A 14083-nucleotide genomic window follows, 5' to 3' on the forward strand; every position below is an offset into this window, starting at 1 on the left:
GACCCGATCAGTACCAGGACCCCGACCACCCTCACCCTCACAGGGGGAACCCATGCCGCACACCTTCGACCTGCTCGTCGTCGGAGACGCCAACCCCGACGTCATCGTCGGCCCGCTGGCCGAGCCCCTCGCCTTCGGACAGCGCGAACAGCTCGTCGACTCCGGCGCGCTCACCCTCGGCGGCTCCGCCGCCATCACCGCCTGCGGCGCGGCCCGCCTCGGGCTCTCCGTCCGCTTCGCCGGGCGGGTCGGCAACGACGCCGCCGGGCACTTCGTACGCGACGCGCTCGGCAGCGCCGGCGTCAACACCGAAGCCCTGCGCCTCGACCCGGGGCTGTCCACCCCGCTCACCGTCGCCGTGACCGGCACCGGCGACGACCGCGCGATCCTCACCAGCCCCGGCACCCTGGCCGCCACCACCGGCGACGACGTACCGCCGGACCTGCTTGCCAGCGCCCGGCACGTGCACGCCGGTTCCTACTTCCTGATGCCCCGGCTGGCCGCCGCCTTGCCCGCGCTGTTCAAGACGGCCCGCTCGCACGGCGCCACGACCTCCCTGGACACCGGCGACGACCCCTCCGGCCGCTGGGAGCCCGGCGGCCCGGCGGCCGTCTTCCCCGAGACCGACTACCTGCTGCCCAACGCGCGCGAATCCGTACGGCTCGCGGGCCCCGGCACCGGCTCCCAGGGCCAGGCGGCGGCGCTGCTGGCCTCGCGCGGCCCGGTGACCGTCGTCAAGAACGGCGCGGACGGCGCCCTGGCCCACGACGGCCGCGCCATGGTCACCACCCGCGGCATCTCCGTCGCCTTCCGCGACGCGGTCGGCGCCGGTGACAGCTTCGACGCCGGATTCCTCGCCGCCACCTTGTACGGGATGCCGCTGCGCGAGGCGCTGGAGATGGCCGCCGTCTGCGGCGCGCTGTCCACCCGCGCCACCGGCGGCACCCCCGCGCAGGCCACCTGGGAAGAGGCCCTCGGCCACCTGCCGCCCAGCGCACAGACCTCCTTCGTCACCACCAACGGAAAGAACGCCTCATGACCACCAAGATCGCCTTCATCGGCGCCGGCAGCGTCGTCTTCACCCAGGGTCTGCTGGCGGACATCTTCGCCTTCCCCGAGCTGAAGAACGCCCACATCGCGCTGCACGACATCGACGCCGAACGCCTGAGGACGGCGGAGGCCGCGGCCCGGCACATCGCCTCGGTGCGCGGCGCCGAGCCCCAGGTGACCGCGCACGCCGAGCGCCGCCCGGCGCTGGAGGACGCCGATTTCGTCATCAACATCGTCCAGATCGGCATGGGTGAGGCCACCCGCACCGACTTCGACATCCCCGCGCGCTACGGCATACGCCAGACCATCGGCGACACCCTCGGCGTCGGCGGCATCTTCCGCGCCCTGCGCACCTTCCCCCACCTACGGGAACTGGGCGAGGACATCAAGGAGATGTGCCCGCGCGCCTGGCTGCTGAACTACACCAACCCGATGGCCATGAACATCCAATACCTCACCCAGGCCACCGGGCTCACCCGCGTGGTGGGCCTGTGCCACTCGGTGTACTGGACGATGCGCGACCTCGCCGACCTGGTGGGCGTGCCCTTCGAGGAGATCACCTACCGCGCGGCCGGCGTCAACCACCAGGCGTGGGTGCTCCAGTTCGAGCGTGACGGCGTGGACCTCTACCCCAAGCTGGACGCGCGGATCGCCGAGGACGAGCAGCTGCGCAGGCGGGTGCGCGTGGACATGTACCGGCGCCTGGGCTTCTACCCGACCGAGACCAGCGAGCACTCCAGCGAGTACGTGCCCTGGTACCTGCACCACGACAGCGAGATCGAGCGGCTGCGGCTGCCGGTGGGCGCCTACCTCGGCATCGTCGAGGAGAACGTCGCCGACTACGAGCGGACCCGCGCGGCCCTCGCCGCCGGGCAGCCGCTGGAGGTCGAGGGCACCATGGAGTACGCCCCGCAGATCATCCACAGCATCGTCACCGGCACCCCGCGCACCGTCTACGGCAACGTGCCCAACAACGGCCTCATCGACAACCTCCCCGCGCACGGCGTCGTCGAGGTGCCCTGCCTGGTGGACGACGCGGGGGTACAGCCCACCCGCGCCGGCGCCCTGCCCCCGCAGCTGGCCGCGCTGAACCGCACCTACCTGAGCGCGAACGACCTGGTCGTACGCGCCGCGCTGGAGGACTCCCCCATCCGCATCCGGCAGGCCGCCATGACCGACCCGGCCACCGCGGCGGCGCTCCCCGTGGAGCGCATCTGGGCCCTGTGCGACGAAATGGCCAAGGCCCACGCCGACCGCCTCCAGCCCGCCCTCCGCGCCCGGTTGGGCAGCTGAACCCTGGCCGGGCGGGCACTCCCGAACACATAGCTGAGCCCACTCGATGAGCCCCGCCGAGCGGCGGGGCTCATCGCCATGCGGGTGGGGCAGGACGGCCATGAGGGGGCGCCCCGAAGGGGCGCGGGGAACTGCGCGCCCAGCGCAAACGCACCCGCACCCGCACCCTGCAAAGCACACACAGGGGCACCCCCTACCCAGCACCGGAGCCGGCACCGGCACCGGGGCCGACAAAAGCCCGCCGACCAGCCTCAACCCGGCCCGTCAGGGCCAAACGCGGAACCCCGGCCCGACAGGACCAACGCGGAAAACTCCGGCCCGACAGGGCCGCGAGTCACCCCTTGGGCTTGAAGCTCTTGAACGCCGTCCGACGCAGAGTCTCGCAAGGCTTGTCCTGCCAGCCCTCAGCCGTGCAGGTGATCATGATGGCGTAGCCACTGTTCCCGTTCGCTTTGAAGCCGCGGTCGAGAACGCGCACCTTCTTGCCGTTCTCCATCCGGGTGAACTGCCAGTCCGCCACGGTCGGGTAGCCGCGCCACTCGACCTTCTTGATGCCCAGCCCCTTGTATCCGGGGCTGGACTTCTTCACGGCGGGCTCCAGCCCGCGCCAGGCCCCCGCCGCGTCGGACGAGGGGCTGCCGTTGTAGTCCACCTGGATCTTGGGCAGCGAGCCGCCCGAGGCCGCGTACTTCCCGCCCGAGTTCTGGCCGGCGATTCCGGTGCGCTTCCAGCCCTTGGGCAGAGCCATGGTGAAGTGGAACCTGCTGTCCGTCACCTTCTCGTACCCGGCGGGGAGTGCGGAGTCAGCGGGCTTCTTCCCGGCCTCGTCGCCGGCCTCCTCGTCGGTCTTCCCGCCGCCCTTCGCGGCGCCCTCGTCCCCGGCACCGGCCGAGGAGTCCGAGGCGTCGCTCTCCTTCTGAGCGTCCTCGGAGCCGCCGCCCTTGTTCTCGCCCGCGCTGGAGGCGCCCTTGCTCTTGTCGTGGCCCGAGCCCTCGTCGTCCCCGCTGGCGGCCGTGGCGATCAGGACGATGATGACGATGACCGCGACGACGGCGGCCACGCCGATGGCCACGATCCGGGCGGGCACGCCCTTACGCAGCTCGGGCAACTCCCGCAGGTCGCGCAGTGAGTTGATGGCTCCGCTGCCGCCGCTCTCGGGCGGCAGCGCCCTGCTTCCGCTGCCGGTGACCGGCGTCGGCGGCTCACCCGGCTCCGGCCCGGCAGCCGACGGCGACGAGGCCGGGGACCCCGAAGCCCGGGACGCCGTCTCCGCCGAATCCGCCGGAGACGCAGCAGCCGCAGCCGCGGACGACGCGGTGCCGGGCTGCTGCCCGCCGTTCCTGCGCCCGCTGTGGCCGCCCGCGTGCTTGGGCGCGCTCTCCTCGTTCTTGCGGAACGAGGGCGCTTTCGGCGGCTTCGCGGGCGGCGCCGGGTGGCCGGGCGGCGACGAGGGCACCGGTGGCACCGCGGGGGGCGGCCCGGCGGAGGCGGGCGTGGTGGCGCCCGCGCCGGAACCGGCGGCGCCGCCCGGACGAGAGCCCGGGCCCGCCTCGGAACCGGAACCCGCACCGGATCCCGTACCCGCGCCGGAGGCCGCCGCGCCCGCGCCCGCCGCCGACGCGGCGTTCCGCACCGACTTCAGCGCCCCGCGCAACCGCTCGCCCGAACTGGTGCCCTCCGTACGCCGCTTACGGCGCCCGTGCCCGGAACCGGCGCCGCCCTGCGCGGCGCCAGGGCCCGGCCCCGCGCCGGGCGGCGGCGCGGGGACGGCGGGGAGCACGGAGGTGCGGGTGTTGGCCGAGCCGCCGTCCGGGCCGGAACTCTTGGGTCCGCCCGGCACGCCGAAGGCGACGGGCTCCAGCAGCACCCGGGCGCCGTCCACATCGAGCCGCTTCTCCGGGTCCTTCACGAGCAGTCCGGCGATGACCTCGCTCAGCTCGCCCGCGTTCCGCGCGACGGGCACCGGCTCGGTCATGACGGCCGTCAGGGTCGAGATCGCCGAGCCCTTGTCGTAGGGCGGGCGGCCCTCGACCGCGGCGAACAGCAGCCCGCCCAGCGACCACAGGTCGGCCGGGGGGCCGGGGGGCTTGCCGCGGGCGCGCTCGGGCGAGATGTAGGAGGGGGCGCCGACGAGCATGCCGGTGGAGGTGACGGACGGGTCTCCCTCGACCTTCGCGATGCCGAAGTCGGTGAGGACCACACGGCCCGTCACATCCTCCAGCAGCACGTTGGACGGCTTCACATCGCGGTGCAGGATGCCCTCGCGGTGCGCGGCGCGCAACACGTCGAGGATGGCGAGTCCGACCTCGGCGGCCCGCTGCGAATCCAGCGGGCCGTCCTCCTTGATCTTGTCGGCCAGCGAGCGGCCCTCGACCAGCTCCATGACGATCCAGGGCCGGCTGTCCTCGTTCACGACGTCGAAGACGGTGATGGCGCTGCCGCTGCGGATACGGGCGATCGCCTTGGCCTCACGCAGGGTGCGGGTGATGAGCCGCTGCTTCTCCTCCTCATCAACGCTGGAGGGGAACCGAAGCTCCTTCACCGCGACCCGGCGGCCCAGGATTTCGTCCTCGCCGGCCCAGACGGTGCCCATCCCGCCGCGCCCGAGGACCTCCCCGAGCCGATAGCGCCCGCCTACCAGCCGTCCCGCGTCCTCGCTCATGAATCCCCTTGTGTCCCCTCTGCGTGAGAGCCCGCCCCCGGCAGAGCCTCATTGTGAACCATCGCTCTGACAAGACGTGTACGGGGGCGGCACAGTTACACCACAGCCCCACCACTTCTCACCGGGCTTCACACGGCCAACAGCCCTTGCGGGAAAGCCCGGTCCGGCGGGTCCGGGCGCCCCCGCCCCGTCACAGCGGCACGATGTCCTCCGCGCCCAGCCGTGCCGCGTCCGCGGTCTGGTCGTCCGGCTGCACCTGCGACTCCCGTTCGGCCTCGACGCGCTTCTCGTAGTGTGCGACCTCCCGGTCGATCTGGTCCACGTCCCAGCCCAGGACGGGCGCCATCAGTTCGGCCGCCTCCCGTGCGCTGAGCGTGCCCCGGTCGAACGTCTCGATGGAGATGCGGGTGCGCCGGGTCAGCACATCGTCCAGGTGGCGTGCTCCCTCGTGGGTGCAGGCGTAGACGATCTCGGCCTTCAGATAGTCGTCGGCCGCGGGCAGCGGCTCGCCCAGTCCGGCGTCGGCCGCGATCAGGTCGAGGACCTCCTCGGCCATCGATCCGTAGCGGTTGAGCAGATGCTCGACGCGGGCCACGTGCAGCCCGGTGCGCGCGGCGATGCGGGCCCGCCCGTTCCACAGCGCGTGATAGCCCTCGGCGCCCGCCAGCCGCACCTCTTCGGTGACACATTCGGCGACCCGATGGTCGAGCCCGTGCACGGCCTCGTCCACCGCGTCCTTGGCCATCACCCGGTAGGTCGTGTACTTGCCGCCCGCGATCACCACGAGCCCCGGCACCGGGTGGGCGACGGTGTGCTCCCGCGACAGCTTGCTCGTCGCGTCCGACTCGCCCGCCAGCAGGGGCCGCAGCCCGGCGTAGACGCCCTGCACGTCATCGCGGGTCAGCGGCACGGACAGCACGGAGTTGAGGTGGTCGAGCAGGTAGTCGATGTCGGCGCTGGAGGCCGCCGGGTGCGCCTTGTCGAGATCCCAGTCGGTGTCGGTCGTCCCGATGATCCAGTGACGGCCCCACGGAATGACGAACAGGACGCTCTTCTCGGTACGGAGAATGAGCCCGGTCGTGGAGTTGATGCGGTCCTTCGGCACGACCAGGTGGATGCCCTTGGAGGCGCGTACGTGGAACTGGCCGCGCTCGGCGATCAGCCCCTGCGTGTCGTCCGTCCACACACCCGTCGCGTTGACCACCTGACGGGCCCGCACCTCGAACTCGCCGCCCTGCTCCAGATCCTGGACGCGCGCGCCCACCACGCGCTCGCCCTCGCGCAGAAAGCCGACGACCCGGGCCCGGTTGGCCGCCAGCGTCCCGTACTCGGCGGCCGTACGCACCAGCGTGGCCACGAACCGCGCGTCGTCCACCTGCGCGTCGTAGTACTGGAGCGCGCCCACCAGCGCGTTCCGCTTCAACGCGGGTGCGACACGCAGCGCGTGACGGCGGGTGAGGTGACGGTGGGTGGGCAGCCCCCGCCCGTGCCCGGAGGAGACCGACATGACGTCGTACATCGCCACACCCGCCCCCGCGTACAGCCGCTCCCACCCCTTGTGTTGCAGCGGGTAGAGAAAGGGCACCGGCTTGACCAGGTGCGGGGCGATGCGCTCCAGCAGCAGACCGCGCTCCTTGAGCGCCTCCCGCACGAGGCCGAAGTCCAGCATCTCCAGATAGCGCAGCCCGCCGTGGATCAGCTTGCTGGAACGGCTGGAGGTGCCCGAGGCCCAGTCCCGCGCCTCGACGATGCCGGTGGCCAGGCCACGTGTCGCCGCGTCCAGTGCCGTACCGGCGCCGACGATGCCGCCGCCGACGACCAGCACGTCCAACTCGGCCTCGGCCATTTTCGCCAGTGCGTCGGCACGCTGTTCCGGTCCCAGTGCCGCTGTCCTCACTGCTGCCTCCTGTGGTGCTCGTGTCGGTCATCGGACACCGCCCCCTGGACTACCCCTCCGATGGTCCCCCATTTCCGCGACTTTGGCCGTTCGCTGGCCCGGCTGAACGGCCAATCCGAAATATCTTTCATATAGGCCCTTAACCTCAAAATGCGCTACTTACCACCGGAGGCTTTCTTCAGGGACAGCCCCGGGACGATAAGGGGAAGGGAAGACCGCTGTCATGCCCGCAGATCTCGCCGTCATCGGACTCGCCCATTCGGGGCTGCCGCTCGCCCAGGCCGCCACGGCGAGCGGCATCAGCACCATCGGGTACGACCCCGACAAAGCCGCCGTCGCCGAGATCAGCGCGGGCCGCCCGCCCAAGGACGCCCCGCTCAGCGCCTCCGAGGTGCGCCGGATACTGGCCAGGGGATTCCGCGCCGACACCGACCCGGCCGTCCTCGGCCGCGTCCGCACCACCGTCATCTGCGCCCCCACCGCCCTCGGCGCCGACCGGGCGCTCGACATGAGCGCCGTGCGCTCCGCAGCGCGCACCCTCGCCACACGGCTGCGCCCCCGCGCCACCGTCATCGTCGAATCGAGCGTCTACCCGGGCACCACGGAGGACGTCGTACGCCCCCTCCTCGAAGAAGGCTCAGGACTCCGCGCCGGCCGCGACTTCCACCTCGCCTGCTCCCCCAGCCGCATCGACCCGGGCAGCCGCACCCACGGCTACGGCAACATCCCCAAGGTCATCGGCGGCCTCACCCCCGCCTGCACCGAGGCGGCAGCCGCCTTCTACGCCCGCCTCACCGACAAGGTCGTCCGCGCCCGCGGCCCGCGCGAGGCCGAGACCACCAAGCTGCTGGAGACCAACTACCGGCAGATCAACATCGCGCTGATGAACGAGATGTCCGTCTTCTGCCACGACCTCGGCATCGACCTGTGGGACGTGGTGCGCTGCGCCGAGACCAAGCCGTTCGGCTTCCAGTCCTTCCGCCCCGGCCCCGGCGTCGGCGGCCCCGGCGTCCCGCTGGACCCCAACTACCTTCCCTACCACAGCCGTTCACTCGGCTACCCGCTGCGCATGGTCGAACTCGCCCAGGAAGTCAACGAACGCATGCCGCGCTACGTCTCCCAGCGCGCCGCCGCGCTCTTGAACGAACACGGCAAATCCGCGCGCGGCGCGCGCATCCTGCTCCTCGGCGTCACCTACAAACCCGACCTGTCCAGCCAGGAGGGAGCACCCGCCCGCGAAGTCGCCACCCGCCTGCTGGAACTGGGCGCCCAGCTCAGCTACCACGACCCGTTCGTACCGCAGTGGCGAGTGGCCGGACGCCCCGTCCCCCGCGCCGACTCCCTCTACGAGGCCGCCGCCGCGGCAGACCTCACGATGCTGTTGCAGAACCACCGCACCTACGATTTGCAGGGCCTCGGCGCGAAGGCGCAATTGCTGCTGGACACCAGGGGAGCCAGCCCGGCAGGGGCCGCACACCGCCTGTAGCCCCCACCTGTGACCTTTGACTCCCCTTGTGCGGCTCTCTGACTCAAGAGCGCACAAAGGCAGAAAGACGGGGGAAACCTCAAAGCAGCCGGGTCCCAGGATCAGAGGGCGAAGCCCTCAGCGACTGCGAGCGACGGTCACCTCGACCCGCTGGAACTCCTTGAGGTCCGAGTATCCCGTGGTCGCCATCGCGCGACGCAGCGCACCGAAGAGGTTCATGGACCCGTCCGGCGTGTGCGAAGGCCCGAGCAGAACCTCCTCCAGCGTCCCGACCGCACCGAGATCGACCCGACGCCCACGCGGCACATCCTCGTGCACCGCCTCCATACCCCAGTGCCGCCCCCGGCCGGGCGCGTCCGAGGCGCGGGCCAGCGGCGAGCCCATCATCACGGCGTCCGCACCGCAGGCGATCGCCTTGGGCAGGTCACCGGACCAGCCGACGCCACCGTCGGCGATGACGTGCACGTAGCGCCCGCCGGACTCGTCCATGTAGTCCCGCCGCGCGGCGGCCACATCGGCGACGGCCGTCGCCATGGGCACCTGGATGCCCAGCACGTTCCGCGTCGTGTGCGCGGCACCGCCGCCGAAGCCGACGAGCACCCCGGCCGCGCCGGTACGCATCAGGTGCAGCGCGGCGGTGTACGTCGCGCAGCCGCCGACGATGACCGGAACATCCAGCTCGTAGATGAACTGCTTGAGATTCAGCGGTTCGGCGGCACCGGAGACGTGCTCGGCCGAGACAGTGGTGCCGCGGATCACGAACAAGTCCACGCCCGCGTCCACGACGGCCTTCGAGAACTGCGCCGTACGCTGCGGCGACAGCGCGGCGGCGGTCACCACGCCCGAGTCGCGGACCTCCTTGATCCGCTGACCGATCAGCTCTTCCTTGATCGGCGCGGCGTAGATCTCCTGCAACCGGCGGTTGGCCGTCTGCTCATCCAGCCCGGCGATCTCCTGGAGCAGCGGCTCCGGGTCCTCGTACCGCGTCCACAGCCCCTCCAGGTTCAGAACGCCGAGACCGCCCAGCTCGCCGATGCGGATGGCGGAGGCCGGTGAGACGACCGAGTCCATCGGGGCGGCGAGGAACGGCAGCTCGAAGCGGTAGGCGTCGATCTGCCACGCGATGGAGACCTCCTTCGGATCGCGGGTGCGCCTGCTGGGCACCACGGCGATGTCGTCGAAGGCGTACGCCCGCCGCCCGCGCTTGCCGCGCCCGATCTCGATCTCAGTCACGTCTACAGCCCTTCACTCTGGTGTGCCGCGTTCCAGTATCGCCGACGCACCGGAGCCCGCGGCCACGAGGGCCACGGGCTCCGTCACCTACACGCCGCGCTCACAGCGCCACACCTCAGCGCCGCGAATAGTTCGGCGCCTCCGTCGTCACCTGACCCCACCTCCCGGGGGACAACCCCCGGACCCCCGGCCGGGAAAAACCTCAGCGCCGCGAATAGTTCGGCGCCTCCGTCGTCACCTGACCCCACCTCCCGGGGGACAACCCCCGGACCCCCGGCCGGGAAAAACCTCAGCGCCGCGAATAGTTCGGCGCCTCCGTCGTCATCTGGATGTCGTGGGGGTGGCTCTCCTTGAGGCCGGCCGCGGTGATGCGGACGAAGCGGCCCCGTTCCTTCATTTCGGGAATGGTGCGCCCGCCGACGTAGAACATCGCCTGCTTGAGGCCGCCCACCAGCTGGTGCACGACGGCGGAGAGCGGGCCGCGGTAGGCGACCTGGCCCTCGATGCCCTCGGGGATCAGCTTGTCGTCGCCGTCGACGCCCTGTTGGAAGTAGCGGTCCTTGGAGTACGACCGGCTCTCCCCGCGCGTCTGCATCGCGCCGAGGGAGCCCATGCCGCGGTAGGACTTGAACTGCTTGCCGTTGATGAACAGCAGCTCACCGGGGGACTCCTCGCAGCCCGCCAGGAGGCTGCCGAGCATCACCGTGTCGGCGCCGGCGACCAGGGCCTTGGCGATGTCGCCGCTGTACTGGAGGCCGCCGTCGCCGATGACCGGGACTCCGGCTTCCTTGGCGGCGAGGGACGCCTCGTAGATGGCCGTGACCTGCGGGACGCCGATACCGGCGACCACGCGGGTGGTGCAGATGGAGCCGGGGCCCACGCCGACCTTCACCCCGTCCACACCGGAGTCGATGAGCGCCTTGGCGCCGTCGCGGGTGGCGATGTTGCCGCCGACCACATCGACGCCCGGCATGTTCGACTTGATCTTGGCGACCATGTCTCCGACCAGCCGGGAGTGGCCGTGCGCGGTGTCCACGACGAGGAAATCGACCCCGGCTCCGACGAGGGCCTGCGCCCTGTCGTACGCGTCACCCGCGACGCCGACGGCCGCGCCGACCAGCAGGCGGCCCTCGGCGTCCTTGGACGCCTGCGGGTACTGCTCGGCCTTCACGAAGTCCTTGACGGTGATGAGGCCCTTGAGCGTGCCGGCGGTGTCCACCAGCGGCAGCTTCTCGATCTTGTGGCGGCGCAGCAGCTCCATCGCCTCGTCGCGCGAGATGCCGACCTGGCCGGTGACCAGCGGCATCGGCGTCATGACGTCACGCACCTGGCGGCTGCGGTCCAGCTCGAAGGCCATGTCGCGGTTGGTGACGATGCCCAGGAGCTTGCCGGCGGCGTCGGTGACCGGGACGCCGCTGATCCGGAAGCGCCCGCACAGCGCGTCCGCCTCGCCGAGTGTGGCGTCGGGGCGGATGGTGATGGGGTCGGCGACCATGCCGGACTCGGAGCGCTTGACCCGGTCCACCTGGTTGGCCTGGTCCTCTATCGAGAGGTTGCGGTGGAGGACGCCGACGCCGCCCTGGCGGGCCATCGAGATGGCCATGCGGGCCTCGGTGACCTTGTCCATCGCGGCGGACAGCAGCGGCACGTTCACCCGTACGTTGCGGGAGATGTGCGATGCGGTGTCGATGTCATGCGGGGCCATGTCCGACTCGCCCGGCAGCAACAGGACGTCGTCGTATGTCAGGCCAAGCGTGGCGAATTTGGCGGGCACTCCGTCGACGTTCTCTGTCATGACACCTTTCCAGGGTTGGTCCCGCTCGGATGGGGCTCGGGCGGGGAGCCGCTGCTTGTCCAGCCGCGACTCCCATGCTATCGGCCCGGCGCGGGTGACCGGACCGGCTGTGGACAACCTCCCGGCCCCCGGCGGCTACTGCTCGGCCAGCGCTCGCAGCCTGCTCAGCGCCCGGTGCTGGGCAACACGCACCGCACCGGGTGACATTCCCAGCATCTGCCCGGTCTCCTCGGCCGTCAGCCCGACGGCGACCCTCAGCAACACCAGTTCCCGCTGGTGCTCGGGGAGGTTGGCGAGGAGTTTCCTGGCCCACGCCGCGTCGCTGCTGAGCAGTGCCCGCTCCTCGGGGCCGAGGGAGTCGTCGGGCCGCTCGGGCATCTCGTCCGAGGGCACCGCCGTGCTGCCGGGGCCGCGCATGGCGGCGCGCTGGAGGTCGGCGACCTTGTGCTGGGCGATGGCGACGACGAAGGCTTCGAAGGGCTTTCCCGTGTCCCGGTAGCGCGGCAGCGCGCACAGGACGGCGATGCAGACCTCCTGCGCGAGATCGTCGACGAAGTGGCGCGCGTCACCCGGAAGCCGGGTCAGCCTGGTGCGGCAGTAGCGGACCGCCAGGGGGTGCACGCGGGCGAGCAGGTCGTGGGTGGCCTGGCGGTCGCCCTCGACCGCGCGCCGGACGAGGGCGCTGACCTCCGCGACGTCCGCCACCTCGGCGGACTCCCCCGCCCGCGTCGGCGACTGGGCCGCCGGCGCGGACCGCGCGGCGTCCGCCGGGTGCGCGGACGGGCCGGGCGGGGCCGACGCCGTGGATTCCGTGGTGTCGGCCGCCGGAGCGCCGGGCGCCTCGACGGCGGCAGTGGTGGTGGCCGCTGTGGCGGCGGCGCTGACGACGACGGGACCGACGTGGCCCTGGCCGGAAACGGCCCCGGGCGGTGGCCCGTTCTCGTCGTCACGCATCGGTCCATGGTGCACCGATGCCGCGCGGTCCGCCGCACCGCGCTGTGAGAAATGAGCCGAAGCGTTATGAGCAGGCGCACTGGCCCTCATGTCCCACGCCCTCCCCTCACGCCTGACCGACCGGTCCCCGAGGAACTCCATACCTCAAGCATGCGGCACGCGCGAGATTTCTCGCCTGCCCCGCCGTGAGACTGTCCGGCCCCGGCCTGACGTCCCACCCGTCTACAGCCGTGGACGGGCGGGAGTCGGCGGCCGGTCCGCGACTACCGGACGAGGCCCCAGCGGAAGCCGAGCGCCACCGCGTGTGCGCGGTCCGAGGCGCCGAGCTTCTTGAAGAGCCGCCTGGCGTGCGTCTTGACCGTGTCCTCGGACAGGAACAGCTCACGGCCGATCTCGGCGTTCGAGCGGCCGTGACTCATGCCCTCCAGCACCTGGATCTCCCGCGCGGTGAGCGTGGGGGCCGCGCCCATCTCGGCCGAGCGCAGTCTGCGCGGCGCGAGCCGCCAGGTCGGGTCGGCGAGGGCCTGGGTGACGGTCGCGCGCAGCTCGGCGCGGGACGCGTCCTTGTGCAGATACCCGCGGGCACCGGCCGCCACGGCCAGCGCCACGCCGTCGAGATCCTCTGCCACCGTCAGCATGATGATGCGGGCGCCGGGGTCGGCGGAGAGCAGCCGGCGTACGGTCTCCACTCCGCCCAGGCCGGGCATCCGGACATCCATCAGGATCAGGTCGGATCGGTCGGCGCCCCAGCGGCGGAGGACTTCCTCGCCGTTGGCCGCCGTCGTTACACGCTCGACACCGGGCACGGTCGCGACCGCGCGGCGCAGCGCCTCTCGGGCAAGCGGGGAGTCGTCGCATACGAGGACGGATGTCATGACCGCCCTCCGCTGCTGATGCGCATCACCTTGAGCCTCCAGGCTGCTCTTCAGAATCTTCACCTGCGCGATTGACGGCCCCGGACAGATGTGCCCCGGCTTGTTTTCAAGTCAATCGCTTTCGCCCTTCCAACGACGGTCACCCGAAAGAGTTACGGCTTCCCGGGGCCGACGTCAGCACTCTACGTGAGCGCCTGTACACGGATCAGCACTATCGCGCGTTCCGGGGCGCGGGGCGACGATGCGTCCCGAAGTGCCCTATTTGGATCCATTCCTTCCGTTTTTCTGGATCACTCGCTAGATTCACAAAGAGTCATATTTACGCATGAGCGACTCATGAGCCCGCACAAGCCACAGCAGCAACCGAGGAGAGACGCGATGGCAGACTTCTCCCGCCTTCCTGGACCCAACGCGGATCTGTGGGACTGGCAGCTTCTGGCCGCCTGCCGAGGAGTGGACAGTTCGCTGTTCTTCCACCCCGAGGGGGAGCGCGGCGCGGCGCGCAGTGCGCGGGAGGCTTCTGCCAAGGAGGTGTGCATGCGCTGTCCCGTGCGCGCCGAGTGCGCGGCGCACGCCCTCCAAGTACGTGAGCCCTACGGAGTGTGGGGCGGGCTCACCGAGGACGAGCGCGAGGAGCTGCTGGGCCGGGCCAGGACCCGGATGGTGGCCGCACCACAGAGCGGCGAGGCGAGCTAGCGTCCCGCTGCTCCCTTCGGCCGAAGAAACGTTCAGCCGCCGACCTGCCGCCGAGCGGCGGGGAGAGCGCGGGACGCCCGGCCGCCACGCCCGGCCCGCCGTACGGCCCGGTCACGGCCGCGGACGCGCGCCGGCGCTTTCC

Annotated in this window: 10 protein-coding genes; 4 read left to right on the plus strand and 6 right to left on the minus strand. The window is 71.5% G+C overall.

Annotation, left to right across the window (positions count from 1 at the left end; all coding sequences use genetic code 11):
• Positions 1 to 52: 52 nt before the first annotated feature.
• Together ABD339_RS27990 and melA are read left to right on the plus strand one after the other, a co-directional pair.
• Entirely contained in the window at positions 53 to 1039 is a 987-nt protein-coding gene (locus tag ABD339_RS27990) for a carbohydrate kinase family protein (RefSeq protein ID WP_344569893.1), read from the plus strand.
• Positions 1036 to 2343, plus strand: coding sequence for an alpha-glucosidase/alpha-galactosidase (gene melA / locus ABD339_RS27995; RefSeq protein ID WP_344569895.1), 1308 nt, complete (start codon positions 1036 to 1038; stop codon positions 2341 to 2343). The genes ABD339_RS27990 and melA overlap by 4 nt, the downstream gene beginning before the upstream one ends.
• Positions 2344 to 2677: 334 nt before the next feature.
• Here melA and ABD339_RS28000 read toward each other — a convergent pair whose 3' ends face one another.
• Together ABD339_RS28000 and ABD339_RS28005 are read right to left on the minus strand one after the other, a co-directional pair.
• Entirely contained in the window at positions 2678 to 5005 is a 2328-nt protein-coding gene (locus tag ABD339_RS28000) for a serine/threonine-protein kinase (protein WP_344569897.1), read from the minus strand.
• A gap of 190 nt (positions 5006 to 5195) precedes the next feature.
• Positions 5196 to 6902: a glycerol-3-phosphate dehydrogenase/oxidase gene (locus tag ABD339_RS28005; protein ID WP_344569899.1), complete on the minus strand. Its 1707-nt coding sequence runs from the start codon at positions 6900 to 6902 to the stop codon at positions 5196 to 5198.
• Positions 6903 to 7125: 223 nt separating this feature from the next.
• On the opposite strand from ABD339_RS28005, the gene ABD339_RS28010 reads away from it, so the two are divergent.
• On the plus strand, positions 7126 to 8388 hold the full coding sequence (locus ABD339_RS28010) for a nucleotide sugar dehydrogenase (RefSeq protein ID WP_344569901.1): 1263 nt from the start codon (positions 7126 to 7128) through the stop codon (positions 8386 to 8388).
• Between the two features lie 117 nt (positions 8389 to 8505).
• Here the strand turns inward: ABD339_RS28010 and ABD339_RS28015 are convergent, their stop codons facing one another.
• The 4 genes from ABD339_RS28015 to ABD339_RS28030 form a co-directional block, all read right to left on the minus strand.
• Positions 8506 to 9621: a GuaB3 family IMP dehydrogenase-related protein gene (locus ABD339_RS28015; RefSeq protein ID WP_344569903.1), complete on the minus strand. Its 1116-nt coding sequence runs from the start codon at positions 9619 to 9621 to the stop codon at positions 8506 to 8508.
• A 289-nt stretch (positions 9622 to 9910) separates the two neighbouring features.
• The gene (guaB, locus tag ABD339_RS28020; RefSeq protein WP_344569905.1) at positions 9911 to 11416 is read right to left on the minus strand and encodes an IMP dehydrogenase; all 1506 of its coding nucleotides are present in this window, start codon (positions 11414 to 11416) and stop codon (positions 9911 to 9913) included.
• A gap of 135 nt (positions 11417 to 11551) precedes the next feature.
• Positions 11552 to 12121: a sigma-70 family RNA polymerase sigma factor gene (locus ABD339_RS28025; RefSeq protein ID WP_344569986.1), complete on the minus strand. Its 570-nt coding sequence runs from the start codon at positions 12119 to 12121 to the stop codon at positions 11552 to 11554.
• A gap of 512 nt (positions 12122 to 12633) precedes the next feature.
• Complete coding sequence (locus tag ABD339_RS28030; RefSeq protein ID WP_003948568.1) at positions 12634 to 13245, minus strand: response regulator transcription factor; 612 nt, start codon at positions 13243 to 13245, stop codon at positions 12634 to 12636.
• A 378-nt stretch (positions 13246 to 13623) separates the two neighbouring features.
• Between ABD339_RS28030 and ABD339_RS28035 the strand changes: the two genes are divergently transcribed.
• Positions 13624 to 13941 carry a WhiB family transcriptional regulator gene (locus ABD339_RS28035; RefSeq protein WP_344569907.1) on the plus strand — a complete coding sequence of 106 codons (318 nt, stop codon included), beginning with the start codon at positions 13624 to 13626 and terminating at the stop codon, positions 13939 to 13941.
• Positions 13942 to 14083: the final 142 nt, after the last annotated feature.

The organism is Streptomyces axinellae (assembly GCF_039532135.1).
GTDB lineage: Bacteria > Actinomycetota > Actinomycetes > Streptomycetales > Streptomycetaceae > Streptomyces > Streptomyces axinellae.